Source organism: Rathayibacter sp. AY1C6 (assembly GCF_002931535.1).
Taxonomy (GTDB): domain Bacteria; phylum Actinomycetota; class Actinomycetes; order Actinomycetales; family Microbacteriaceae; genus Rathayibacter.
Map to the genome: position 1 here is coordinate 78,390 of NZ_PSWC01000005.1, position 25,353 is coordinate 103,742.

Genomic DNA, 25,353 nt, shown 5'->3' on the forward strand with positions numbered 1-25,353 from the left:
ACTCTCGGAGATCACCCATGTCCCCTTCCTCTTCCGCCCTCCCGCGCCCGGTCCTCGCCGACCGGCTCGTCACCCGCTCCGTCGCGACCGACGCCCTGCTGGTGCTCGCGGGTGCAGGTCTCACCGCAGCGATGGCGCAGCTGTTCATCCCGATGTGGCCGGTCCCCTTTACGGGCCAGACCTTCGCGGTCCTCCTGGTCGGCACGACGCTCGGCGCACTCCGCGGCGCGCTCTCCATGCTCGTGTACGCGCTCGTCGGCGCTCTCGGCGCCCCGGTCTTCACCGAGGGCTCGCACGGCTGGGCGGTCCTCGCGGGTCCCACCGGCGGCTACATCGTCGGCTTCGTCCTCGCGTCGATCGTCACCGGGTGGCTCGCCCAGCGGCAGTGGGACCGTCGCGTCCTCGGCACGCTGGTGACCTTCCTCGCCGGCACCGCCACCATCTACCTCGTCGGCCTGCCCTGGCTGGCCGCCGCCCTCGCCTCGCTGGGGCTGCCCGCCGACCTCGGCTCCGTCCTCTCCGCGGGACTCGTGCCCTTCCTGGTCGGCGACGCGCTCAAGGCGCTGGTCGCCGCCGCGCTGCTCCCCACCACCTGGGCGATGCTCTCGCGCCGCTCGCGCTGAGCGGTCGCACGGACGCCGAAGGGCCGGGAGGACGATTCCTCCCGGCCCTTCGGGCGTCCGGCAGAGGTCGAGCCGCCCGGTCCTCCTGCTCGACCTCGGTGGGCACCTCCACCGACTCGACCGGCGGGGGCGACGACGGCCCCGGACTCCGGAGCCGTCCCGCCCGGCCGTTCCGACTCCACGATGGACTGCGACAGGCTGAAGACGACAGGAACGCCGAAGGGCCGGGAGGACGACTCCTCCCGGCCCTTCGGCGTCGGTGTGCAGCGGCTAGATCGAGAAGCCGAGTGCGCGCATCATGTCGCGCCCGTCCTCGGTGATCCGGTCGGGACCCCACGGCGGCATCCAGACCCAGTTGATCCGGAACGCCTCGACGATGCCGTCGAGCGACTCGGCGGTCTGCTCCTCGAGCACGTCGGTCAGCGGGCAGCCCGCCGAGGTGAGGGTCATGTGGATGACGAGGGCGTCGTTCTCGTCGTCCCAGCCCAGATCGTAGATGAGTCCCAGGTCGACCACGTTGACCCCGAGCTCGGGGTCCATGACGTCCTTGAGGGCTTCCTCGACCTGGTCGAAGAGCTTCGGCTCGAGAGTGGTGACCGCCATGATCAGACCGTCGCCGAGGTCAGGAAGCGGTCGTAGCCCTCGTCCTCGAGCCGGGTGGCGAGCTCCTTGCCGCCCTGCTCGGCGACGCGGCCGGCGACGAAGACATGGACGAAGTCGGGCTGGATGTAGCGGAGGATCCGCGTGTAGTGCGTGATCAGCAGCACGCCGAGACCGGTGCTCTGGTGGGCGCGGTTGACGCCCTCCGACACGATCTTGAGCGCGTCGACGTCGAGGCCGGAGTCGGTCTCGTCGAGGACGGCGAACTGCGGGGCGAGCAGCTCGAGCTGGAGGATCTCGTTGCGCTTCTTCTCGCCGCCCGAGAAGCCCTCGTTGACGTTGCGCGCCGCGAAGGACGAGTCCATGCGGAGGTTCGCCATCGCCGACTTGACGTCCTTCGTCCACGTGCGGATGGCGGGCGCCTCGCCGGCGATCGCGGTCTTGGCGGTGCGGAGGAAGTTGGTGTTGGTCACACCGGGGATCTCGACCGGGTACTGCATGGCGAGGAAGAGGCCCGCGCGGGCGCGCTCGTCGACGGACATGTCGAGGACCTCGACGCCGTCGAGGGTGATCGAGCCGCCGTCGACGTGGTACTTGGGGTGTCCCGCGATCGTGTACGCGAGGGTGGACTTGCCGGACCCGTTGGGGCCCATGATCGCGTGGATCTCACCCTGGTTGATGGTGAGATCGACACCGCGGAGGATCTGCTTGGTCCCCTGCTCGGTCTCGACACTGACGTGGAGATCACTGATCTGGAGAACGGACATTCAGACTTCCTTCGTGACGGTCGGGTCGATGTAGACGTCGCCGTCGATGATCTCGACGACGAAGACGGGGACCGGCTCGTAGGCCGGGAGGTTCAGGGGGGTGCCGGTGCGGAGGGAGAACTGGGAGCCGTGCGCCCAGCACTCGAGGCTGTCGCCCTCGACGAAGCCCTCGGAGAGCGAGATCTCGCCGTGGGTGCAGGTGTCGCCGATGGCGTGGATCTCGCCGGCGGAGTCCTGCACGACCGCGATCGCGACTCCGTCGACCTCGACCCGCATGGCCTGGTTGGGGATCAGCTCGGAGACCGAGCAGATCATCGCGGCGTTGCTCATGCGCTGACCGCCGCTCCGCGGGAGGAGCCGGTCTGGCCGGCGCTCCCGGCGAGCTCCGCCTCGATCGCGAGCTGCAGGCGGTCCTCGAGCTCGGCGACCTTGATCTGCTGCACGATCTCGCTGAGGAACCCGCGCACGACCAGGCGTCGCGCCTCGTCCTCACGGATGCCGCGGGACTGCAGGTAGAAGAGCTGCTCGTCGTCGAAGCGGCCGGTAGCCGAGGCGTGCCCCGCTCCGGCGATGTCACCGGTCTCGATCTCGAGGTTCGGGATGGAGTCGGCGCGCGTGCCGTCCGAGAGGACCAGGTTGCGGTTCTGCTCATAGCTGTCGGTGCCGGTGGCGCTGTTGCGGATCAGGACGTCGCCGATCCAGACGGTGCGCGCGCCCTCGCCCTGCAGCGCGCCCTTGTAGGTCACGCGGCTGCGGGTGTCGGGGGCGTCGTGGTCGACGTACACCTGCTGCTCGAGGTGCTGGCCGCCGTCGGCGAAGTACAGGCCGAAGAGTTCGCCGTCCGCTCCGCGCTCGACGAGGTGCGCCGAGGGGTTCACCCGGACGATGGAGCCGCCGAGGGTGACCACGATGTGCTTCACCTTCGCGTCGCGTCCGACCCGCACGAAGTGGTTGGCCAGGTGCCGGGCGTCATCCGCCCACTCCTGCACGGTGACGACGGTGAGCTGCGCGCCCTCGCCGACGAGGATCTCCACGTTCTCCGCGAGGGAGGCCTCCCCCTCGTTCTGCAGCACGACGACGGCGCGGGCGTAGGGCGCCGCCTCGATGATCGTGTGCGCGGCGCGGGGTGCGGAGCCGAGGCCCGAGCGGACGAGGGTGGCGACCTTCTCGTCCTCGCCCGTCACGCGGACGGCGAGGGCCTTCTCGAAGCTCGACCAGGCGTTCGCGGCGGCGCGGTCCTCGGGGAGGCCGGCGGTGCCGATCCGCTGGTCGTCGCGGCCGACCCACGAGACGTCCACACCGTCCACCGCCGCGTGCTCGAGCGGGGCGGGCGAGCCGTCGAGCGCGCCGTCGATGAGATCGCCGAGGCGGGCGACGGGCGTCAGCTTCCAGGCGATCTCGCGGCCGGTGACGGCCTCGAAGGCCTCGACGTCGGCCGACGCGAAGCGCTCGGAGCGCGTCTGAACGGGCGTGAACGCCCCGTCGGAGTGGGCGCTGATGCCCAGGCGCTCAGCGGCGGCCGCGCCGTCGATCTCGGGGGTCGCGGCGCTCGTGGGGACCGTCATCTGGCGGTGGTTCCTTTCGATGGGTGCGGGGCGCCCCGTCCGGGCGCCCCTTCGAGGGGGGAGGCGGGCGTCAACCGACGCTGCCCTCCATCCCCATCTCGATGAGCTTGTTCAGCTCGAGGGCGTACTCCATGGGCAGCTCGCGCGCGATCGGCTCGATGAAGCCACGGACGATCATGGCCATCGCCTCGTCCTCCGGCAGGCCGCGCGACATCAGGTAGAAGAGCTGCTCCTCGCTGACCTTCGACACCGTCGCCTCGTGGCCGAGCTGCACGTCGTCGACACGGATGTCGATCGCCGGGTAGGTGTCGGAGCGCGAGATGGTGTCGACCAGGAGGGCGTCGCAGCGCACGGTGTTCGCCGAGTGGTGCGCGTTCGCGTCCACCCGGACCTCGCCGCGGTATCCGGCGCGACCGCCGCCGCGGGCGATCGACTTCGAGACGATCGACGACTGCGTGTACGGCGCCATGTGGACCATCTTCGCGCCGGCGTCCTGGTGCTGGCCGGGGCCCGCGAACGCGACGGAGAGGGTTTCGCCCTTCGCGTGCTCGCCGACCAGGAAGATCGACGGGTACTTCATCGTGACCTTCGAGCCGATGTTGCCGTCGATCCACTCCATTGTCGCGCCCTCGTGCGCGATCGCGCGCTTGGTGACGAGGTTGTAGACGTTGTTCGACCAGTTCTGGATCGTCGTGTAGCGCACGCGGGCGTTCTTCTTCACGATGATCTCGACCACGGCCGAGTGCAGCGAGTCCGACTTGTAGATCGGAGCCGTGCAGCCCTCGATGTAGTGGACGTAGCTGTCCTCGTCCGCGATGATCAGGGTCCGCTCGAACTGGCCCATGTTCTCGGTGTTGATCCGGAAGTAGGCCTGCAGCGGGATGTCGACGTGGACGCCCTTGGGGACGTACACGAAGGAGCCGCCGGACCAGACCGCGGTGTTCAGCGCCGCGAACTTGTTGTCGCCCGCGGGGATGACGGTGCCGAAGTACTCCTCGAAGATCTCGGGGTGCTCGCGCAGCGCCGTGTCGGTGTCCATGAAGATGACGCCCTGCTCCTCCAGGTCCTCGCGGATCTGGTGGTAGACGACCTCGGACTCGTACTGGGCCGCGACACCGCCGACGAGGCGCTGGCGCTCCGCCTCCGGGATGCCGAGCTTCTCGTACGTGTTCTTGATGTCGTCCGGGAGGTCGTCCCAGGTCTGCGCCTGCTTCTCGGTGGAGCGGACGAAGTACTTGATGTTGTCGAAGTCGATGTCCGACAGGTCGGCGCCCCACGTCGGCATGGGCTTGCGCTCGAAGAGCTTCAGGGCCTTCATGCGGCGGTCGCGCATCCAGGCGGGCTCGTTCTTGAGCGCGGAGATGTCGGAGACGACCTCGGGCGAGATGCCGCGTCGTGCGGAGGCTCCGGCGGAGTCCGAGTCGGACCAGCCGAACTCGTAGACGCCCAGGCTCTCGAGCTCGGGGCGGTCGATCAGGATGTCTGACATGTGTACCTCGTTTCCTACCCACTGCTAACCGGTCGGGTCCCGGAGTCATTCCCCCGGGGGTGGCCCGCGGGTGCTCTCCGGCCGGTCGCGCGATCGATCTGATGCGCGGAGCGGATGATGTGCGTCCCTGGATTCCGGAGGTGTGCGTCGGCGCTCCATCGGGCCGTGTGCGGATCACGTGCGCAGGGTGCGTCGAACCGTGACCAGCTTCTCATTCTACCGGCGTCCGCCGTTCAGGGGAACCTCCGCACCTGGGTGTCGGCCGGGCACCGGTGACGCGCATCCAGACGCGCATGGCCATACCGGTGTCGGTGGTCCGTGATTCGGTTCCGCCATGACGAACGACGCATCGACCCCGATCCCCGCACGACTCGTGACCGCACTGGTGGGCGCCGGCCTGCCGACCGGACCCGCGCGGGCGTTCGGCCCTCTCGCCCGCGCGATCGCGGCCGACCTCCCGCTGCGGACGCTCCCCCGCGTGCTCCTGCGCCTCCGGCGGCACCTGCTCTCCGCCGAGCCGGAGCCCGCGGTCAGGCGGCGGGTTGGAGCTCCTGGGCGGCGTCCCGGCGCTGGGCGCGCACGGTGAACAGCCTCGGGTTCACGTCGAGCAGCACGCGGACCGCGCCGACCCAGATGAGCGCCGAGCCGAGGAGGTGCACCGCGACGAGCGTCTCGGGCAGCGCGGTGAGCGACTGCACGACCCCGACCAGCGCCTGCAGCACGACGACCACGAGGAAGGCGATCACGCGCCGCCGGGCGAGCTCCGAGCCCGCCGCCCGCGACAGGCGCAGGAGCAGCGCGGCGCCCACGACGAGCACCGCTGTGCCGAGCACGCCGTGCACGACGGTCACGCTCTCCCAGTGGAACTGCATGCGGGGCACCTCCGCGGAGTCGCCGGCGTGCGGGCCGGTTCCCGTCACGAGGGTCCCCACGAGGATCACGAGGAGCGTCAGGCCGACGAGCCCGATGCTGAGCGCCCGCGTCGCGCGGTCCGGCTCGAAGGCCACGGACTGCGAGCGGTGGGCGCGGTGCCACGTCAGTGCGGTGGTGGTGAGGAGGGCGATGGCGAGAACGAAGTGCCCGGCCACGATGTACGGGTTGAGGCCCGAGTGGACGGTCGCGCCGCCCGCGAGGGCGTTCGCGACGACGAGCCAGAACTGCGACCAGGCGAGCCGGGTCATGGTGCGGTCGCGCGGCTTCTGCAGGCGCGCGGCCGTGATCGCCCAGCCCACCGCGACCACGAGGACGCCGGTGAACGCGCGGTTCGTGAACTCGATGAAGCCGTGGATCCCGAGCTCGGGGGTCGAGGTGAGCGAGCCCGGCTCGCACGCCGGCCAGGTGGGGCAGCCGAGGCCAGAGCCGGTCAGCCGGACGACGCCCCCGAAGAAGATGATCAGGATGCTCGCGACGAGCGCCGCGGTGGTCCCCCAGCGCAGTGCGCGCGGACCCAGGGTCACCCGCTCGGCGAGCAAGGAGAACGGCGTCACCATCAGAAGGGGAGCAGCGGGTCGATGCCGACGGCGAGGAAGAGCAGGGTGAGGTATCCGATGGACCCGTGGAACACCCGCATCGGCGAGACGTGCTCGTGACGGATCGCGAGGCTGTAGAGGCGGTGCGTCTCGGCGATGAACCAGACTCCGCTGCCGAGCGCGACCACCGTGTAGAGCACCCCCATGCCGGCGACGGGGATCAGCAGGAGCGAGCAGGCGACGGTGGCCCAGGCGTAGAGGATGACCTGGAGCCCGACGATCGTGCGTCCGCGCACGACGGCCAGCATCGGCACGCCGGCGGCCTGGTAGTCGTCCCGGTACTTCATCGACAGCGGCCAGTAGTGCGGCGGCGTCCAGAGGAAGATGACGGAGAAGAGGATGACGGGGGCCCAGTCGAGCGAGCCGGTGACCGCCGCCCAGCCGATCAGCACCGGCATGCAGCCCGCGATGCCGCCCCACACGATGTTCTGCGGCGTCCGGCGCTTGAGGAAGAGCGTGTAGAACACGACGTAGATCAGGATCGCGGCGAGCGAGAGGCCCGCGGAGAGCCAGTTGGCCGTGAGGCCGAGCCAGACGATCGACAGGACGCCGATCGTGGTCGCGAAGACGAGCGCGGACCGGTCCGAGATCTCCCCGGTCACGAGCGGCCGGTTCTTCGTCCGGTTCATGATCCGGTCGATGTCGCGGTCGAAGTAGCAGTTGAACGCGCCCGCGGACCCGGCGCTCAGGGCGCCGCCGATCAGGACGTTGAGGACCAGCAGCAGATTGGGGATCCCGCCCTGCGCCAGGATCATCGTCGGAGCGGTCACCACGAGGAGCAGCTCGATCACGCGCGGCTTCGTCAGAGCGACGAAGGCCTTCACCTTGCGCGAGAGGGTCGTCGGCGACGCCCCGTCCCGCTCGACGGCGGTGGTCTCCACGACTGCGTCCATTGCTCCTCTAACGATTCGATGATCCCGAACGAGTGTAATGCGCCCGTCCGGGAGCCGGGCCCGGCGTGCACGCTTGTCCAATCGGACGCAGACATATGCGACCACGCAACCCCCGGTCGGCGGCGCACCCCCCTCCGTATACTCGGGACTGCTCGCCAGAGCGCCCGGCACGCACCCGAGCCCGCCCGACGATCGTCGGCACGGGGCCGAGAGGGTCGTCGCCGGAGCATCGTGTCGAAGTCGTCATGCGGCGTGCTCCACCATGCGAGAGGGCGGACGGTCCCCGTCTGCCCCACGTCTCGAGAAGGGTCAGTACCAAGTGTCAGAACTGCAATGGGAATCCATTGACGAGAAGGCAGTCGACACGGCGAGGGTTCTCGCCGCGGATGCGGTCGAGAAGGTCGGCAACGGCCATCCCGGAACCGCCATGAGCCTCGCGCCCGCCGCCTACCTCCTGTTCCAGAAGGTCATGCGCCGCGATCCGTCCGATGCGACCTGGATCGGCCGCGACCGGTTCATCCTGTCGGTCGGCCACTCCTCGCTGACGCAGTACGTCCAGTTCTACCTGGGCGGCTACGGACTCGAGCTCGACGACCTCAAGGCGCTGCGCACCTGGGGCTCGAAGACCCCGGGCCACCCGGAGTACGGCCACACCGACGGCGTCGAGATCACCACCGGACCGCTCGGCCAGGGCCTCGCCTCCGCCGTGGGCTTCGCCTACGCCTCGCGCTTCGAGCGCGACCTGTTCGACCCGGAGGCCGCCGCGGGCACCTCCCCGTTCGACCACTTCGTCTACGTGATCGCCGGCGACGGCGACCTGCAGGAGGGCGTCACCAGCGAGGCCTCCTCCCTGGCCGGCCACCAGAAGCTCGGCAACCTGGTCGTCATCTACGACTCCAACCAGATCTCGATCGAGGACGACACCAACATCGCCTTCACCGAGGACGTCAAGGCGCGCTACGAGGCCTACGACTGGCAGGTCCAGGTCGTCGACTGGAAGAAGACCGGCGAGTACCACGAGGACGTCGCCGAGCTGCACGCCGCGATCGAGGCCGCGAAGGGCGAGACCGACAAGCCGTCGCTCATCATCCTGCGCACCATCATCGGCTGGCCGTCGCCGAAGAAGCAGAACACCGGCAAGATCCATGGCTCCGCCCTGGGCGCCGACGAGCTCCGCGGACTCAAGGAGGTGCTCGGCTTCGACCCCGAGAAGACCTTCGACGTCGCCGACGAGGTCATCGAGCACACCCGCAAGGCCGTCGAGCGCGGCCAGGCCCAGCACGCCGAGTGGCACGAGCAGCTCGCCGCCTGGGCGTCCGCGAACCCCGAGAAGAAGGAGCTGCTCGACCGGGTCCTCTCGGGCGAGCTGCCCGAGGGCGTCCAGGAGGCGCTCCCCGTCTTCGAGCCCGGCAAGGAGGTCTCGACCCGCGCCGCGTCCGGCAAGGTCATCAACGCCCTCGCCGGCGTGATCCCCGAGCTGTGGGGCGGCTCCGCCGACCTCGCCGAGTCGAACAACACGACGATCGAGGGAGCCGGCTCCTTCGTCCCGACGGAGTTCTCGACCCACGAGTGGACCGGGAAGAAGGGCGGCCGCGTGCTGCACTTCGGCATCCGCGAGCACGCCATGGGCGCGATCCTCAACGGGATCGTCCTGCACGGCAACACCCGCCCCTTCGGCGGCACCTTCCTGATCTTCTCCGACTACATGCGCCCGGCGGTCCGTCTCGCCGCGCTCATGAAGGCGCCGGCCATCTACGTCTGGACCCACGACTCCGTGGCGCTCGGCGAGGACGGCCCGACGCACCAGCCGGTCGAGCAGCTGTCGACCCTCCGCGCGATCCCGGGCCTGGACATCGTCCGCCCCGGCGACGCGAACGAGGTCGCCTACGCCTGGAAGACCATCCTCGAGCGCCGCGAGGGCCCCGCCGGCCTCGCGCTCACCCGTCAGAACATCCCGGTGTTCGAGCGCGGCGAGGGCGACGCGGAGGGCGAGACCTTCGCCTCCGCCGCGAACGTCGCCCGTGGTGCCTACATCCTGGCCGAGGCGCCGGGCGGTACCCCGGACGTGATCTTCATCGCGACCGGCTCCGAGGTCCAGATCGCCGTCGAGGCGCGCGAAGCCCTGAGGAGCGAGGGCGTCAACGCCCGCGTCGTCTCGGCTCCGTCCCTCGAGTGGTTCGAGGAGCAGGACGCCGAGTACCGCGAGAAGGTCCTGCCCTCCTCGGTGAAGGCGCGCGTCTCGATCGAGGCCGGCCTGAGCCTGGGCTGGCAGAAGTACGTCGGCGACGCCGGCCGCTCCGTCTCGATCGAGCACTTCGGCGCCTCGGCCGACTACAAGACCCTGTTCCGCGAGTTCGGGATCACCACCGAGGCGGCACTGTCCGCCGCCAAGGAGTCGCTCGCAGCCTCCTGACCCGAAGGCCGCGTCCACCACGGACGCGGCCTTCGCCGTCGGAGCAGCGGCTCCCCCTCACACCACGCACCACCTACGCAGAAGAAGAAGAGACATGACCGAGAACACCCCCACCGCAGAGCTCTCCGCCGCCGGCGTCAGCATCTGGCTCGACGACCTCTCCCGCTCGCGCATCTCCACCGGAGGGCTGCAGAAGCTCATCGAGGAGAAGAACGTCGTCGGAGTCACCACGAACCCCACGATCTTCGCCGCGGCCCTGACCAACGGCGAGTCCTACGACGCCCAGGTGCGCGAGCTCGCCTCCGCCGGCACCTCGGTGACCGACGCCGTCTTCGAGATCACCACCGACGACGTCGCCGCGGCGTCCGACATCTTCCGCCCGATCTACGACGCGACCAACGGCTACGACGGCCGCGTGTCGATCGAGGTCGAGCCCGGCCTGGCGCACGACGCCCAGGGCACCATCGAGCAGGCCAAGGCCCTCTGGGCCAAGGTCGACCGCCCCAACGCGATGATCAAGATCCCCGCGACCGTCGAGGGCCTCGAGGCCATCACCGAGGTCATCGGCTCCGGCATCTCGGTGAACGTCACCCTGATCTTCTCGCTCGCCCGCTACCGCGCCGTCATCAACGCGTACCTGGCCGGCCTCGAGAAGGCCAAGGACGCCGGCATCGACCTGTCGACCATCCACTCCGTCGCCTCGTTCTTCGTCTCGCGCGTCGACACCGAGATCGACAAGCGCCTCGAGGCCGTCGGCACCGACGAGGCCCGCGCCCTCAAGAGCAAGTCCGGCGTCGCCAACGCGCAGCTGGCCTACGAGGTCTTCGTCGAGGCGTTCGCCACCGAGCGCGCCCTGCTGCTCCAGGAGTCCGGCGCCAACCGCCAGCGCCCCCTCTGGGCCTCGACCGGCGTCAAGTCGACCGACCTCCCCGACACCCTCTACGTGACCGAGCTCGTCGCGGCCGGCGTGGTCAACACGATGCCCGAGAAGACCCTCGAGGCGACCTTCGACCACGGCGTCATCACCGGCGACACCGTCACGGGCTCGTACGCCGACGCGAACGCCGTCCTCGACGCCGTCGCGGCGCAGGGCGTCTCGTACGCCGACGTCACCGAGCTGCTCGAGAAGGAGGGCGTGGAGAAGTTCATCGTCTCCTGGAACGAGCTGCTCGACACCGTCACCGCGGCGCTCGAGGGCGCGAAGGCGCAGGCCTGATCATGGCCATCCAGATCCACGTCAGCGGAGACGCCGAGAAGGCCGTCGACCGCGTCGTCCCGGAGCTCGTCGCCGACGAGGTCGCGTCCGGCATCACCGCCCAGGTTCCCACCCTGTGGGGCGCCGCGGCGGAGGAGGAGGCGGCCAAGCGCCTCGGGTGGACCGAGTCGACCACCGTCTCCCGCCCCCTGATCCCCCAGATCCTCGCCCTGCGCGAGGAGTTCCAGGCCAAGGGCGTCGACCACATCGTCCTCGGCGGCATGGGCGGCTCCTCCCTCGCGCCCGAGGTCATCACCCGCACCGCCGGCGTCGAGCTCACCGTGCTCGACTCGACGGCGCCCGGCCAGGTGCTCGCCGCCCTGAACGACCGGCTCGCGTCGACCGCGGTCGTCATCTCCTCGAAGTCCGGCTCGACCGTCGAGACCGCGAGCCAGAAGAAGGCCTACGAGAAGGCGTTCACGGAGGCGGGCATCGATCCGCTCGACCGCATCGTCATCGTGACCGACCCGGGCTCGCCCCTCGACACCTCCTCCCGCGAGGCCGGCTACCGCGTGTTCAACGCCGACCCGAACATCGGCGGGCGCTTCTCGGCGCTCTCCGCGTTCGGCCTCGTGCCGTCCGGGCTCGCCGGCGCCGACATCGAGGCCCTCCTCGACGAGGCGGCCGAGGCCTCCCTCGGGCTCGCCGTGGACTCCCCCGAGAACCCGGGCCTGATCCTCGGAGCGGCGATCGCCGCGACCAGCCCGCGCCGCGACAAGCTCGCGATCGTCGCCGACGGGACCGACATCGTCGGCTTCGCCGACTGGGCGGAGCAGCTCATCGCCGAGTCCACCGGCAAGGACGGCACGGGCATCCTCCCCGTCGTCCTCGGCACGCTGGCCCCCGAGCTCTCGGAGGACCTGCCCGACGTGCAGGTCGTCCGCCTGGTCGAGGACGCCACGGCGCTGCACCTGTTCCCGCGCGACCGCCACGAGGGCGAGATCCTCCTCTCCGGCTCGCTCGGCGCTCAGATGCTGACGTGGGAGTACGCCGTCGCCGTCGCGGGTCGCCTCCTGGGCATCAACCCGTTCGACCAGCCCGACGTCGAGTCGGCGAAGGTCGCGACCCGGGCCCTGCTCGAGAAGCGCCCCGAGCCCGAGGCGCCCGCGTTCACCGACGCGGGCATCGAGGTCACCGGCAGCAGCAGCGTCACCGAGGGCGTCTCGACCGTCGCCGCCGCTGTCGACCGCCTCCTCGCCCAGCTGGGCGACGGCGGCTACGTCTCGATCCAGGCGTACGTCGACCGCCTCGCGCTCCCGCAGCTCGAGGGCGTGCGCGACCTCCTCGCCGCGCAGGCCCAGCGCCCCGTCACCTTCGGGTGGGGCCCGCGCTTCCTGCACTCGACCGGGCAGTACCACAAGGGCGGGGCCCCGACCGGCGTGTTCCTCCAGATCACCGAGCGCTCCGACGTGGACCTCGAGATCCCGGACAGCCCGTTCACCTTCGGCCAGCTCATCCTGGCGCAGGCCGCCGGCGACGCGAGCGTGCTCGCCGAGCACGGCCGGCCGGTGCTGACCCTCACGCTGACCGACCCCGAGGCCGACCTCGAGGCGCTCTTCGAGGCCCTCAACACCTGATCCGACGGGCACGCCGCCGTTGCGCTCTCGAGCGCGCGGCGGCGTGCCCGCGGTCGTCCCGCGACCACTTCCCGGGGCAGCAGCCGGGCCCGCCCGCTCCTCCCCCTCCCTCACCGATAGCAGTGCGCCGGTCCCACCGGCACACAGAAGGACACTGCACATGTCTGTGGACATCACCCCCGAGTTCAACCCGCTGAGGTTGAGCTTCGACCGCCGGTTGAACCGGATCGCCGGGCCCAGCGGCCTCGTCATCTTCGGCGTGACCGGCGACCTCTCCCGCAAGAAGCTCATGCCCGCGGTCTACGATCTCGCCAACCGCGGCCTCCTGCCCCCCGGCTTCGCCCTCGTCGGATTCGCCCGGCGCGACTGGGACGACCAGGACTTCGAGCAGGTCGTCCACGACTCCGTGAAGAAGCACGCCCGCACCGAGTTCCACGAGGAGGTCTGGGCGCAGCTCGCGCAGGGCATCCGGTTCGTGCAGGGCGAGTTCGACGACCCCGAGGCGTTCGCCCGCCTGAAGACGACCGTCGACGACCTCGACCGCGAGCGCGGCACGAACGGCAACTTCGCCTTCTACCTCTCGATCCCCCCGAAGTCCTTCCCGCAGGTCACCGAGCAGCTGCGCAGCTCCGGCCTCGCCGAGCAGAAGGACGGCCAGTGGCGCCGCGTCGTCATCGAGAAGCCGTTCGGCAGCGACCTGAAGACGGCCCGCGAGCTGAACGACGTCGTCGAGTCGGTCTTCCCGCCCGACTCCGTCTTCCGGATCGACCACTACCTCGGCAAGGAGACGGTCCAGAACATCCTGGCCCTCCGCTTCGCCAACATGATGTACGAGCCGCTCTGGAACTCGAACTACGTCGACCACGTGCAGATCACCATGGCCGAGGACATCGGCGTGGGCGGGCGCGCGGGCTACTACGACGGCATCGGAGCGGCGCGCGACGTCATCCAGAACCACCTGCTGCAGCTGCTCGCCCTGACCGCCATGGAGGAGCCGATCTCGTTCGACGCGGCCGACCTCCGTGCGGAGAAGGAGAAGGTCCTCGCGGCCGTCCGCCTCCCCGCCGACCTCTCCACCGCGACCGCCCGCGGGCAGTACGCCGGCGGCTGGCAGGGCGGCGAGAAGGTGCTCGGCTTCCTCGAGGAGGACGGCATGAGCCCCACCTCGACCACCGAGACCTACGCCGCCATGCGCCTGGACATCGGCACCCGACGCTGGGCCGGCGTGCCGTTCTACCTGCGGGCCGGCAAGCGCCTCGGCCGCCGCGTCACCGAGATCGCGGTCGTGTTCAAGCGGGCACCGCAGCAGCTCTTCGCCGAGAGCCAGACCACGTCGCTGGGCCAGAACGCGCTCGTCATCCGCGTCCAGCCCGACGAGGGCGTCACCATGCGATTCGGCTCGAAGGTGCCCGGCGCCGGCATGCAGGTGCGCGACGTGACGATGGACTTCGGCTACGGCCACGCGTTCACCGAGGCGAGTCCCGAGGCCTACGAGCGCCTCATCCTCGACGTCCTCCTGGGCGAGCCGCCGCTCTTCCCCCGGCACGAGGAGGTCGAGCTGTCCTGGAAGATCCTCGACCCGATCGAGGAGTTCTGGGCCACGCAGGGCCAGCCCGAGCAGTACCGCCCCGGAACATGGGGCCCCGATTCCGCCGACGAGCTCCTCGCCCGCGACGGCCGCACCTGGAGGCGTCCATGATCGTCGATCTGCCCGACACCACGACGAGCGAGGTCTCGAAGACCCTCGTCAAGATCCGCGAGGAGGGCGGCGCCGTCGCCCTCGGCCGCGTCCTCACCCTCATCATCGCGACCTCCCGGGGTCACGAGGAGGAGGCCATCGAAGCCGCGAACGACGCGTCCCGCGAGCACCCGATGCGCGTCATCGTGGTCTCGAAGGACGACGGCACCACCACGGTCCCGGTCGACGCGACGGCGCGGGTCGACGCGCAGATCCGGGTCGGAGGCGACGCCGGCGCGAGCGAGGTCGTCGTGCTCCGTCCCTACGGGGACGCGGCCGAGGACGAGGAGAGCCTGGTCACGGGCCTCCTCCTCCCCGACGCCCCCGTCGTGGCCTGGTGGCCGAACAGCGCTCCGGACAACGCCTCCGCGTCCCCGATCGGCCGGATCGCCACCCGGCGGATCACCGACGCGTCGGCCCAGTCGAACCCGGCGGAGGCGCTGCACCACCTCGCCTCCACCTACGCCCCCGGCGACACCGACTTCGCCTGGACCCGCCTCACCCTCTGGCGCGCGCAGCTCGCCGCCGTGCTCGACCAGCCGCCCTACGAGCCGATCACGGCCGTCGAGGTCTCAGGCGCGGCCGACTCGCCCTCGACGATCCTGCTCGCCGCCTGGCTGCAGCTCGAGCTCGACATCCCCGTCGACCACGAGCTCACGATCAGCGCCACCGGGTCCAGCGGGATCCACGGCGTGCGGCTCATCCGCGACTCCGGAGTGATCGAGCTCGAGCGCTCGGTGCCCAACGTCGCGACGCTCACTCAGCCCGATCAGCCGGTCCACGACATCTCGCTCCCCCGCCGCAGCCTCCGGGACTGCCTGGCGGAGGAGCTGCGCCGACTCGACCCGGATGACCTGTACGGTGAAGTGATCTCGCGCGGGGTCGACATGCTCACTGAGAAGGCCGAGGCCCGCAGCGCCTCCTGAGGTGTGGGCGCCCGTCCAGGGCGCCCGCACCTCAGAGCTTCCCGACACGGAGCCGAACCCCGCCGATCGGCACCCGAACCCGAAGGAGTCCCCTGAGATGACCACCGAACGCCGCGTGCTGGTCCACCGCGACAAGCAGACCCTCGCCGGCTCGGTCGCCGCCCGGTTCCTCACCAAGACGATCGACGTCCTCGACGACCTGGGTTCGGCGAACGTCGTGCTCACCGGAGGGACGATGGGAGCCGCCACGCTCAAGGAGATCGGCTCCTCCTCCGCCGCCGGCAACGTGGACTGGTCGCGCGTGCACTTCTGGTGGGGCGACGAGCGCTGGGTGCCCCGCGGCCACGAGGACCGCAACGACGTCCAGGCCGGGGACCTCTTCAGCGTCCTCGATGTGCCGGCGGCGAACGTGCACTCCTACCCGGCCTCGGACGAGGGCCTGGACCTCGACGGCGCCGCCGCTGCCTACGACGCGGAGCTGCGCGAGCACGCCTCCGAGGGGCGCGACTACCCGCGCTTCGACATCACCTTCCTCGGCGTCGGGCCGGACGGGCACATCGCGTCGCTGTTCCCCGAGCGCTCCGCGATCCGCTCCACGACGCCCGGCGTCCTCGTCGTCCGCAACTCTCCGAAGCCGCCGCCCGAGCGCCTCACCCTCACGCTGCCGCTGATCAACCAGTCGGACCGCATCTGGATGGTGCTCGCCGGCGCCGACAAGGCCTCGGCCCTGGGCCTCGCGCTCGCGGGTGCCAGCACGAACGAGGTGCCCGCGTCGGGCGCGTTCGGTCGCAAGCGCACGGTGTTCTTCGTCGACCAGGAGGCAGCGGCCGAGGTCCCCGAGTCGCTCATCGCTCCGAGCTACTGAGCACGGTCCGGAAACGACGGAAGGCCCGTCCCCCGAGGGGGCGGGCCTTCCGTCGTTCGTCGTCCGGTGAGGATCAGGACGGGGTCGCGGTGCCTCGTCGGGCGCGCAGCTGCTGCAGCGCCTCCTCGAGAAGCTGAGCCGCCTCGGCCTCGGTGCGGCGCTCCTTCACGTAGGCGAGGTGCGTCTTGTAGGGCTCGGTCTTCGCGACCTGCGGCGGGTTCGCCCGGTCGCGGCCAGCGGGGAGACCGGACTGCGGCGAGTCGATCACCTCGGGGATCTCGTCCTCGGGGAGGGCCGCCGAGAAGTGGCGCACCGTCTCGTTGCCGAGAGCGTCCCAGTAGGAGACCGCGACGCGCTCCGCGTGGAAGCCCCGGTCCTGCTCGCCCATGGGTCCTGCGCCGACGCGCGAACCGCGGATTGCACTGCCGCCTGATGCCATTGCGAGTACCCCTATGCTCCGGTGGTGAACTTGGTGATGAGTCCGAGCACCACGATGCAGGCCAGCCAGACGACGCCCAGGATCACGGTGATGCGGTTCAGGTTGCGCTCGGCGACGCCCGACGCGCCGAGGTTGGAGGTGACTCCGCCCCCGAACATGTCGGACAGTCCGCCGCCGCGCCCCTTGTGGAGCAGGATCAGCATGGTGAGCAGGAGGCTCGTGATGCCCAGGATGACCTGGAGCACGACCTGGAGGATGTCCACGCGGTACCTTTCGAAGTTCTGGCGCGTTGCGCGCCCCGACGAGTATAACGGCGCCTGCGAATCCGCGAGGAATGCGTCGTCCCGTGTTCGGGGCGATGTATACGAGTGTCCGTCGATGGGCGGAGCGGGTGGCCTCGTCGCGGTGCCCTCGACAACCTCTCCAGTCACCGGACCGCGAGCCTGTGATCCACGTACCAGCGGACCGATCGAGCCGAACGCGCCACGCTTTCGGAGGGCACCCCGCGACGAGCCGACAGCACCGGACCGGCCAACGCGCGAAGCCGGTGTGGGATCTTCCGAGGCGAACCGGTGATCCGCGTTCCAGCGGATCGACGTAGCCGGACGCATCCCGCTCCCGGAACCGCGCCCCGTCGCGAAGCCGACCGCGCCACGCCGCGCAGGGAGCGGCGTGGACGACAGCGAGGCGAACCGGCGATCCGCGTCCCAGCGGATCGCCGTAGCCGAACGCACCCCGCTCTCGGAACCGCGCCCCGTCGCGAGGCCGACCGCGCCACGCCGCGCAGGGAGCGGCGTGGACGACGAAAGGGCGGGCCCGATGGGCCCGCCCTCTCGTCGCAGCAGCTCAGACCCCGACGTGGTTCCGGAATCGCGCGATCGCCGCGAACTCGTCGACCTGGAGGCTGGCGCCTCCGACGAGTGCTCCGTCGACGTCGGGCTCGCGCATGAAGCCGGCGATGTTGCCGGACTTCACGGAGCCGCCGTAGAGGATGCGGGTCTTCGCGGCGGTGTCGGCGCCGAGGACGTCGGCGACGACTCCGCGGAGCGCCTTGCAGACCTGCTGGGCCTGCTCGGGCGTCGCGGCCTGTCCGGAGCCGATGGCCCAGACCGGCTCGTAGGCGACGACGAGGTCGGCGTCCGCGGGCAGGCCGGTGAGGGCCTCCTTCAACTGGGCGACCGGCACGGCCGACGGGCCGTGCTTCTCGAGGTCCTCCGCGGTCTCGCCGACGCAGATGATCGGAGCGACGCCGTGATTGACGGCCGCAGCCGACTTGGCCGCGATGTCCGCGTCCGTCTCGCCGTGGAGCGTGCGACGCTCCGAGTGGCCGACGATCACGTAGTCGCAGTCGAGCTGCTTCAGGAACTGACCCGAGATCTCACCGGTGTAGGCGCCGCTGTCGAACTTCGAGACGTCCTGCGCGCCGTACTTGAGCGGCAGCTTGTCCGAGTCGACGAGGATCTGCACGGGCCGGAGGTCCGTGAAGGGCGGGAACACCGCGACCTCGACGCCGTCGAAGTCGTGATCGGCGTCCTTGAGGCTCCACGCCAGCTTCTGCACGAAGGCGATGGCCTGGAGGTGGTCCAGGTTCATCTTCCAGTTGCCGGCGATGAGCGGGGTGCGGGCGGTGGTGTCTACCATCCGAGGACCTCCAGTCCGGGGAGGCGCTTGCCCTCGAGGAATTCGAGGCTCGCTCCGCCTCCCGTCGAGATGTGGCCGAACTGGTCGTCGCGGAACCCGAGGGCGCGGACGGCCGCGGCGGAGTCGCCTCCGCCGACGACGCTGAGACCGTCGACCTCGGTGAGCGCCTGCGCGACGGTCTTGGTGCCCGCCGCGAACGGCTCGAGCTCGAAGACGCCCATGGGGCCGTTCCAGAACACCGTCCTGGACGCCGCGATGATCTCGGCGAAGTGCGCGGCGGTGTCCGGTCCGATGTCCAGGCCGAGGCCCTTCTCACCGAAGGGCGTGCCCTCGATCGCGTCGGCCGAGGCGACCTGGTGCTCGGCGTCGGGGCCGAACTCCGACGCCACAACGACGTCCGTCGGCAGGACGATCTCCACACCCAGCTCCTTCGCCTTCGCGAGGTAGCCGAGCACGGTGTCGACCTGGTCGGCCTCCAGCAGGCTGGCGCCGACCTCGTGGCCCTGGGCCTTGAGGAAGGTGAAGAGCATTCCGCCGCCGATGAGGATCGAGTCGACCTTCGGCAGCAGGTGCTCGATCACGCCGAGCTTGTCCGAGACCTTCGAGCCGCCGAGGACGACCGCGTAGGGGCGCTCGGGCTTCTCGGTGAGCCGCTCCAGCACCTCGAGCTCGGCCGCGATCAGCGTGCCGGCGGCGCTGGGGAGAAGCTCGGCGAGCTCGTAGACGCTCGCCTGCTTGCGGTGCACGACGCCGAACCCGTCGGAGACGAAGGCGTCACCGTAGGCGGCCAGCTTCTCGGCGAAGGTGCGGCGCTCGGCCTCGTCCTTGCTCGTCTCGCCGGCGTTGAACCGGAGGTTCTCGAGGACGACGACCTGGCCGTCCTCGAGGGCGTCGACGGCGGCCGAGGCCGCCTCCCCGACGGTGTCCTCGGCGAAGGCCACCGGAGCGTCGAGCAGCTCGCCGAGGCGGGCGGCGACGGGAGCGAGGCTGTACTTCGCCTCGGGCTTCCCCTCGGGGCGCCCGAGGTGGCTCACGACCACGACTCGGGCGCCCTCGGAGACCAGACGCTGGAGCGTGGGCACCGACGCGCGCACGCGGCCGTCGTCCGTGATCGTTCCGTCCTTCAGGGGGACGTTCAGATCGCAGCGGACGACGACGCGCTTGCCTGCGAGGGAGCCCAGTGAGTCCAGAGTGCGGAGCGTCACTGCGCGCAGCCCTTAGAGCTTGCCGGCGACGAACTCGGTGACGTCGACGAGGCGGTTGGAGTAGCCCCACTCGTTGTCGTACCAGGAGGCGACCTTGACCTGGCTGCCGATGACCTTCGTGAGGCCCGCGTCGAAGATCGACGAGTGCGGGTCGGTCACGATGTCACTCGAGACGATCGGGTCCTCGGTGTACTTGAGGATGCCCTTGAGGTCTCCCTCGGAGGCCGCCTTGTACGCCGCGTTGATCTCCTCGACGGTGGCGGGCTTGGTCAGCTCGACGGTGAGGTCGGTGATCGAGCCGGTCGGGACCGGGACGCGGAGGGCGTAGCCGTCGAGCTTGCCGACGAGCTCCGGGATGACCAGGCCGAGCGCCTTGGCGGCACCGGTCGAGGTCGGGATGATGTTGACGGCGGCGGCGCGGGCGCGACGCAGGTCGCTGTGCGGGCCGTCCTGGAGGTTCTGGTCGGCGGTGTACGCGTGGACCGTGGTCATCAGGCCGCGCTCGATGCCGAAGTTGTCGAGCAGCACCTTGGCGAGCGGCGCGAGGCAGTTCGTGGTGCAGGACGCGTTCGAGATGATGTCGTGCGTCGCGGGGTCGTAGGTGTTCTCGTTCACGCCGAGGACCAGGGTCGCGACGTCGCTGCCGGTGGCGGGAGCGGAGACGATGACCTTCTTGGCACCCGCGGTGATGTGCTTGCGCGCGTCCTCCGACTTGGTGAAGCGGCCGGTCGACTCGATGACGACGTCGACTCCCAGCTCGCCCCAGGGGAGGTTCGCGGGGTCGCGCTCCTCGAGGACGATGATCGGCTTGCCGTTGACGACGATGCGGTCGCCGTCGAGCTCGACGGTCGCGTCGAGGCGGCCCGTGATGGAGTCGTACTTCAGGAGGTGCGCGAGGGCCTTGTTGTCGGTGAGGTCGTTGACCGCGACGATCTCGAGGTCGCTGCCCTTGGCGAGGGCTGCACGGAAGAAGTTACGGCCGATACGGCCGAAGCCGTTGATGCCGATCTTGACGGACACAGATATCTCCTGGTGAGGAAAGGCACCTCGACGGTGCAGTGGAGGGGTGGAAGCCGACGACAGGGCGTCCCGGACACGGGGCCCGGGACGCCGAGATCGCTACGACAGTAGCAGCAGGCCCGAAGTCTTCTCGCGGGCCTTCTCGAAGCGCGCGGAGACGTCGGCCCAGTTCACGATGTTCCAGAACGCCTTGACGTAGTCGGCCTTCACGTTGACGTAGTCGAGGTAGAAGGCGTGCTCCCACATGTCGAGGAGGAGGACCGGGACGGTCGCCGCGGCGAGGTTGCCCTGGTGGTCGTAGAGCTGCTCGATGATGAGCTTCTCGCCGAGCGAGTCCCAGGCGAGGATCGACCAGCCGGAGCCCTGGATGCCGAGGGCCGAGGCGGTGAAGTGGGCGCGGAACTTGTCGAACGACCCGAAGTTGTCGTCGATGGCCGCGGCGAGCTCGCCGACGGGCTTGTCGCCGCCGTCCGGCGAGAGGTTGTTCCAGAACACGGTGTGGTTCACGTGACCGGCGAGGTTGAAGGCGAGGTCCTTCTGGAGCTTGTTCACGTTCGCGAGGTTCTCGCTGTCGCGAGCCTCCTGCAGCGAGGCGAGGGCGGTGTTCGCCCCGGCCACGTACGTCGCGTGGTGCTTGTCGTGGTGGAGCTCCATGATCCGCCCACTGATGTTCGGCTCGAGGGCCGAGTAGTCGTAGGGCAGTTCGGCGAGCGTGTAGTCAGCCATTTGCGATCTCCTGTTCGTGGTCGTCGCTCCCGTGCGACCCGCCGGCGTCTCGGCGTCCTCCGCGAGGCGGCGGAGGAGGGCCGGGAGTGTCCTGAGCGACCCGATCAGTCTAGCGAGGGGGCCCCTCCGCGTTCGGAGGGCTTGCGTTGTTCGACCAGGAGACACTCAGCGTTCGCCGGGCGGGGCGCGCCGTGCGGCCGGGCCTAGAGGTCCTGCAACTCGGCCGGGAGGTTCGCGTCGGTGCCCGGGATATCGAGGTCGGACGCGCGCTTGTCGGCCATCGCGAGGAGGCGGCGGATGCGGCCGGCGACGGCGTCCTTCGTCATCGGCGGATCGGCGTGGTGGCCGAGCTCGTCGAGGCTCGCGTCGCGGTGCGCGAGTCGCAGGCGCCCGGCGTAGCGGAGGTGCTCGGGGATGTCGTCGCCCAGGATCTCCATCGCGCGCTCGACACGGGCGCACGCCGCGACGGCGGCCTGGGCGGAGCGGCGGAGGTTCGCGTCGTCGAAGTTGACGAGGCGGTTCGCGGTCGCCCGCACCTCGCGGCGCTGGCGCAGCTCCTCCCAGCTCGCGACGGTCGCGGTCGCGCCCATCAGGGTGAGCATCGCGCTGATGCTCTCGCCGTCGCGGATGACGACCCGGTGGACGCCGCGCACCTCGCGGGACTTGGCCTGGACTCCCAGGCGTCCGGCGGCTCCGACGATCGCCATGGCCGCCTCGTTGCCGGGGCAGATGATCTCGAGCGCCGCGGAGCGGCCCGGGTCGGTCAGCGAGCCCTGGGCGAGGAAGGCGCCGCGCCACAGGGCGGCGAGCTCCTCGCGGGAGCCGGTCGTGAGGCGGTTGGGCAGGCCGCGGACGGGCCGGCCCCGCTGGTCGAGGAGGCCGGTCTGCCGGGCGAGGGTGTCCCCGCCCTCGACGACGCGCACCAGCCAGCTCGTGGTCCTCCGGGATCCGCCGGCCGAGACGATGCTGCCCTCGCTGCGGACGCCGTACAGCTCGGCGAGGTCGCGGCGCACGCGGGTCGCGAGCGGGGCGGAGTCCAGCTCGACCTCGACCGCGAGGCGGTTGGAGATGATGTGCAGTCCTCCGGAGAAGCGGAGGATGGTCGCCAGTTCGGCGGCGCGGACGGTGTTCTTGCGCGAGACGATCGCGACCAGTTCGCCCTTGACGTCTGCGGTGAGGGCCACGGAGTCTTCCTTACGTCGGGTGCGCGGCTGAGCGCGCGGGGATCATTCTCGGCCGAGGTCGCGGTGCGCCACGTTGACGGCGACGCCCGGCAGCTCGGCCAGACGGGCCGCGACACGGCCCGCGACCGCGACGGAGCGGTGCTTGCCTCCCGTGCAGCCGATCGCGATGGTCGCGTGGCGCTTGTTCTCGCGCTGGTAGCCGTCGAGCACGGGGCGCAGGGCCCGGGAGTAGGAGTCGATGAACTCCTCGGCGCCCTGCTGGGCCAGCACGTAGTCTCTCACCTCTTCGTCGAGACCCGTGTGCGGACGCAGCTCCGGGATCCAGTACGGGTTCGGCAGGAACCGCGCGTCGGCCACCATGTCGGCGTCCGTCGGCAGCCCGTACTTGAAGCCGAAGCTCATCACCGTGACCTGGAGGCCCGCGCGGCCGGCCTCGGCGAAGCGCTCGGTGATGCTGGTGGCCAGCTGGTGGATGTTGAGGTCCGAGGTGTCGATGACGATGTCGGCCGACTCCCGCAGCTGAGCGAGTCGCGTCCGCTCGGCGGAGATGCCGTCGAGGAGGGTCCCCCGGCCCTGCAGCGGGTGCGGACGGCGCACCTGCTCGAAGCGGCGGACGAGCGCGGCGTCGGTGGCCTCGAGGAACACCACTCGGAGGTCGACCCCGGCGCGCAGCTCGCGGACGATGTCGCCGAGGTCCTCGAAGAAGTCGCGTCCGCGGACGTCGACGACCGCCGCGATCTTCGGCAGCGTGTCCCCCGCACGCTGCGCCAGGTCGACCAGCGGGCGCAGCATCTGCGGCGGCAGGTTGTCGACGACGTACCAGCCGAGGTCCTCCAGCGCGTTCGCGGCCGTGGACCGGCCCGCTCCGGACATCCCCGTGACGATCAGCACGTCCTGCTGCTCGCTCTCCGTGCTCATGCGCTCTCCGTGCTCGTGTCTGCTCGTGTCCTCGGTGCCGGGCACCGGCCGCTCTCCCCCGGAGCGCGGGCCTCCAGCCTAGGGCGTGCCCCCGACGGCGGACCCGTCCGGATGCAGGTGCGCGTGGATCGCGCCCGCCAGCGTCGGGCCGATGCCCTTGACCTCGGCGATCTCGGCCTCGCCCGCCTCGCGGAGCCGGGCGACGGATCCGAAGTGCTTCAGCAGGTCGCGGACTCGCGTGCCTCCGAGCCCGGGCACCTCGGCCAGCTGCGACGAGATGTCGCGCTTGCGACGCGTCCTCTGGTGGGTGATCGCGAAGCGGTGCGCCTCGTCGCGGATGCGCTGGAAGAGGAAGAGCGCATCGCTGTTGCGCGGCAGGATGACGGGGAAGTCGGAGTCCGGCAGCCAGATCTCCTCGAGGCGCTTGGCGATCCCGCAGAGGGTGATGCCGGTCACCCCGGACTCGTCGAGCGCGCGCTGCGCGGCTGCGACCTGCGGCTGGCCGCCGTCGACGATCAGCAGCTGCGGGGGGTACGAGAACTTGCGCCGCTTGGCCTCGCCGGTCTCGGGGTCGACCGCCGCGGGCTCGACCGGCTCGCGGAGGTACGCGAGGCGGCGGGTGAGCACCTGGTGCAGCGACTCGGTGTCGTCCGTCGACTCCGCGATGGAGAACCGCCGGTACTGGTCCTTCCGCGCGAGCCCGTCCTCGAAGACCACCATCGAGGCGACGATGTTGGTGCCGCTGAGGTGGGAGACGTCGTAGCACTCCATCCGGAGCGGCGCCTCGCTCATGCCGAGGGCGTCGCGGATGTCCTCCAGGGCCTGCGTCCGAGCGGTGAAGTCGGCGGAGCGGCGGGTCTTGTAGAGCATCAGCGAGTGCTTCGCGTTCTGCGTCGCCGTCTCGAGGAGGGCGGCCTTGTCTCCGCGCTGGGCCGCTCGGAGGCGCACGTTCGTGCCGCGCAGTCCGCTCAGCCACTCCTCGAGCGCCTCGGTGTCCTCGGGCAGCTCCGGCACGACGACCTCCCGGGGCGGGACGTCGCCGGTCTCGTAGGCGGCCTGGAGTGCCGTGTCGACGAGCTCCGCCGTGCTCATGTCGAGCTCCTTGTCGACGACCCAGCCCCGCTCGCCGCGGATGCGCCCGCCGCGGACCCGGAACTGCTGCACGGAGGCGGCGAGCTCGTCGTGGACGATCGCGTAGAGGTCGACGTCCACGTTGTCCTTGAGCACGACCGCGCTCTTGGCGAGGACCGCGTCGAGGGCGGCGGCCTGATCGCGCAGCTTCCCCGCGCGCTCGTACTCCATCGCCGCCGCGGCCTCGCGCATCTCCTTCTCGAGCTCGCCGATCATCCGGCGGTCGTGGCTGCCCATGAAGGCGACGAAGCGGTCGACCATCTCGCGGTGCTCGGCGAAGGTGACGCGGTGGGAGCAGGGCCCGCCGCAGCGGCCGATCTGCGACGCGAAGCAGGGCTTGCCGCTCTGCATGGCGCGCTTGTAGTTGGAGTCGTTGCAGGTCCTGATCGGGAACGCCTTGATCATCAGGTCGATCGTCTCGTGGATCGCCCAGATCTTGGGGTAGGGCCCGAAGTAGCGGGCCTTCCTGATCTTGGCGTTCCGCGTGACCATCACCCGCGGGGCCTCGTCGCCGAGCGTCACCGCCATGTAGGGGTAGGACTTGTCGTCGCGGAACTTGACGTTGAAGGGTGGATCGAACTCGTTGATCCAGGTGAACTCGAGCTGCAGGGCCTCGACGTCGGTGCCGACGACGGTCCATTCGACGCCGGAGGCCGAGGTGACCATCCGCCGGGTGCGCTCGTGCAGGCTCGGCAGCGGGGCGAAGTAGTTGCTCAGCCGCGCGCGGAGGTTCTTGGCCTTGCCCACGTAGAGCACCCGCCCCCGGGCGTCCGTGAAGCGGTACACGCCCGGGAGGGTCGGGATCTCACCCGGCTTCGGCCGGAAGTCGACTGTCTGCGCCATGCCTCT

23 protein-coding genes are annotated in these 25,353 nt (G+C 70.4%); 7 read left to right on the top strand and 16 right to left on the bottom strand.

Annotation, left to right across the window (positions count from 1 at the left end; translation table 11 throughout):
• The first annotated feature begins 17 nt into the window (after positions 1 to 17).
• On the top strand, positions 18 to 623 hold the full coding sequence (locus tag C5D36_RS05005; protein WP_104232632.1) for a biotin transporter BioY: 606 nt from the start codon (positions 18 to 20) through the stop codon (positions 621 to 623).
• A 270-nt stretch (positions 624 to 893) separates the two neighbouring features.
• On the opposite strand, the gene C5D36_RS05010 is transcribed toward C5D36_RS05005, so the two are convergent.
• The 7 genes from C5D36_RS05010 to C5D36_RS05040 all read right to left on the bottom strand — a co-directional run bounded on the left by C5D36_RS05010 (position 894) and on the right by C5D36_RS05040 (position 7,466).
• Positions 894 to 1,226: a metal-sulfur cluster assembly factor gene (locus C5D36_RS05010; RefSeq protein WP_104221939.1), complete on the bottom strand. Its 333-nt coding sequence runs from the start codon at positions 1,224 to 1,226 to the stop codon at positions 894 to 896.
• A gap of 2 nt (positions 1,227 to 1,228) precedes the next feature.
• On the bottom strand, positions 1,229 to 1,990 hold the full coding sequence (sufC, locus tag C5D36_RS05015) for a Fe-S cluster assembly ATPase SufC (protein ID WP_104221937.1): 762 nt from the start codon (positions 1,988 to 1,990) through the stop codon (positions 1,229 to 1,231).
• On the bottom strand, positions 1,991 to 2,320 hold the full coding sequence (locus tag C5D36_RS05020) for a non-heme iron oxygenase ferredoxin subunit (protein WP_077222834.1): 330 nt from the start codon (positions 2,318 to 2,320) through the stop codon (positions 1,991 to 1,993). It lies immediately after the preceding gene.
• Positions 2,317 to 3,555, bottom strand: coding sequence for a Fe-S cluster assembly protein SufD (sufD, locus tag C5D36_RS05025; protein ID WP_104260743.1), 1,239 nt, complete (start codon positions 3,553 to 3,555; stop codon positions 2,317 to 2,319). The genes C5D36_RS05020 and sufD overlap by 4 nt, the downstream gene beginning before the upstream one ends.
• A 70-nt stretch (positions 3,556 to 3,625) precedes the next feature.
• A complete protein-coding gene (gene sufB, locus C5D36_RS05030; RefSeq protein WP_104221933.1) occupies positions 3,626 to 5,044 on the bottom strand; it encodes a Fe-S cluster assembly protein SufB in 1,419 nt (472 codons plus the stop codon).
• A 530-nt stretch (positions 5,045 to 5,574) separates the two neighbouring features.
• Entirely contained in the window at positions 5,575 to 6,534 is a 960-nt protein-coding gene (locus tag C5D36_RS05035; RefSeq protein ID WP_104232634.1) for a heme A synthase, read from the bottom strand.
• Positions 6,534 to 7,466: a heme o synthase gene (locus tag C5D36_RS05040; RefSeq protein WP_104232635.1), complete on the bottom strand. Its 933-nt coding sequence runs from the start codon at positions 7,464 to 7,466 to the stop codon at positions 6,534 to 6,536. Before C5D36_RS05040 ends, C5D36_RS05035 begins: the two co-directional genes overlap by 1 nt.
• Before the next feature lie 319 nt (positions 7,467 to 7,785).
• On the opposite strand from C5D36_RS05040, the gene tkt reads away from it, so the two are divergent.
• The 6 genes from tkt to pgl all read left to right on the top strand — a co-directional run bounded on the left by tkt (position 7,786) and on the right by pgl (position 16,240).
• A complete protein-coding gene (tkt, locus tag C5D36_RS05045) occupies positions 7,786 to 9,879 on the top strand; it encodes a transketolase (protein WP_104295329.1) in 2,094 nt (697 codons plus the stop codon).
• Between the two features lie 94 nt (positions 9,880 to 9,973).
• The gene (gene tal / locus C5D36_RS05050) at positions 9,974 to 11,095 is read left to right on the top strand and encodes a transaldolase (protein WP_104221924.1); all 1,122 of its coding nucleotides are present in this window, start codon (positions 9,974 to 9,976) and stop codon (positions 11,093 to 11,095) included.
• 2 nt (positions 11,096 to 11,097) lie between these two features.
• A complete protein-coding gene (locus C5D36_RS05055) occupies positions 11,098 to 12,711 on the top strand; it encodes a glucose-6-phosphate isomerase (protein ID WP_104221922.1) in 1,614 nt (537 codons plus the stop codon).
• 160 nt (positions 12,712 to 12,871) lie between these two features.
• Positions 12,872 to 14,410, top strand: coding sequence for a glucose-6-phosphate dehydrogenase (zwf, locus tag C5D36_RS05060; RefSeq protein ID WP_104221920.1), 1,539 nt, complete (start codon positions 12,872 to 12,874; stop codon positions 14,408 to 14,410).
• A complete protein-coding gene (locus C5D36_RS05065; RefSeq protein ID WP_104221919.1) occupies positions 14,407 to 15,375 on the top strand; it encodes a glucose-6-phosphate dehydrogenase assembly protein OpcA in 969 nt (322 codons plus the stop codon). Before zwf ends, C5D36_RS05065 begins: the two co-directional genes overlap by 4 nt.
• A gap of 97 nt (positions 15,376 to 15,472) precedes the next feature.
• Positions 15,473 to 16,240 (top strand): 6-phosphogluconolactonase, encoded by a 768-nt coding sequence (gene pgl, locus C5D36_RS05070; RefSeq protein WP_104295330.1) that lies wholly within the window; start codon positions 15,473 to 15,475, stop codon positions 16,238 to 16,240.
• Positions 16,241 to 16,313: 73 nt separating this feature from the next.
• Here pgl and C5D36_RS05075 read toward each other — a convergent pair whose 3' ends face one another.
• The 9 genes from C5D36_RS05075 to uvrC form a co-directional block, all read right to left on the bottom strand.
• Entirely contained in the window at positions 16,314 to 16,679 is a 366-nt protein-coding gene (locus C5D36_RS05075; protein WP_055791968.1) for an RNA polymerase-binding protein RbpA, read from the bottom strand.
• 11 nt (positions 16,680 to 16,690) lie between these two features.
• On the bottom strand, positions 16,691 to 16,942 hold the full coding sequence (gene secG, locus C5D36_RS05080; RefSeq protein ID WP_104221915.1) for a preprotein translocase subunit SecG: 252 nt from the start codon (positions 16,940 to 16,942) through the stop codon (positions 16,691 to 16,693).
• 583 nt (positions 16,943 to 17,525) lie between these two features.
• The gene (gene tpiA / locus C5D36_RS05085) at positions 17,526 to 18,320 is read right to left on the bottom strand and encodes a triose-phosphate isomerase (RefSeq protein ID WP_104267318.1); all 795 of its coding nucleotides are present in this window, start codon (positions 18,318 to 18,320) and stop codon (positions 17,526 to 17,528) included.
• A complete protein-coding gene (locus C5D36_RS05090) occupies positions 18,314 to 19,525 on the bottom strand; it encodes a phosphoglycerate kinase (protein ID WP_104257823.1) in 1,212 nt (403 codons plus the stop codon). Before C5D36_RS05090 ends, tpiA begins: the two co-directional genes overlap by 7 nt.
• 12 nt (positions 19,526 to 19,537) lie before the next feature.
• On the bottom strand, positions 19,538 to 20,545 hold the full coding sequence (gap, locus tag C5D36_RS05095) for a type I glyceraldehyde-3-phosphate dehydrogenase (protein WP_104221909.1): 1,008 nt from the start codon (positions 20,543 to 20,545) through the stop codon (positions 19,538 to 19,540).
• A gap of 99 nt (positions 20,546 to 20,644) precedes the next feature.
• Positions 20,645 to 21,271 carry a superoxide dismutase gene (locus C5D36_RS05100; RefSeq protein ID WP_104221907.1) on the bottom strand — a complete coding sequence of 209 codons (627 nt, stop codon included), beginning with the start codon at positions 21,269 to 21,271 and terminating at the stop codon, positions 20,645 to 20,647.
• Between the two features lie 203 nt (positions 21,272 to 21,474).
• The gene (gene whiA / locus C5D36_RS05105) at positions 21,475 to 22,455 is read right to left on the bottom strand and encodes a DNA-binding protein WhiA (RefSeq protein ID WP_104221905.1); all 981 of its coding nucleotides are present in this window, start codon (positions 22,453 to 22,455) and stop codon (positions 21,475 to 21,477) included.
• Between the two features lie 42 nt (positions 22,456 to 22,497).
• Positions 22,498 to 23,373 carry an RNase adapter RapZ gene (gene rapZ / locus C5D36_RS05110; RefSeq protein WP_097166020.1) on the bottom strand — a complete coding sequence of 292 codons (876 nt, stop codon included), beginning with the start codon at positions 23,371 to 23,373 and terminating at the stop codon, positions 22,498 to 22,500.
• A 78-nt stretch (positions 23,374 to 23,451) separates the two neighbouring features.
• Positions 23,452 to 25,347: an excinuclease ABC subunit UvrC gene (gene uvrC, locus C5D36_RS05115; RefSeq protein WP_104268633.1), complete on the bottom strand. Its 1,896-nt coding sequence runs from the start codon at positions 25,345 to 25,347 to the stop codon at positions 23,452 to 23,454.
• Positions 25,348 to 25,353 lie beyond the last annotated feature (6 nt).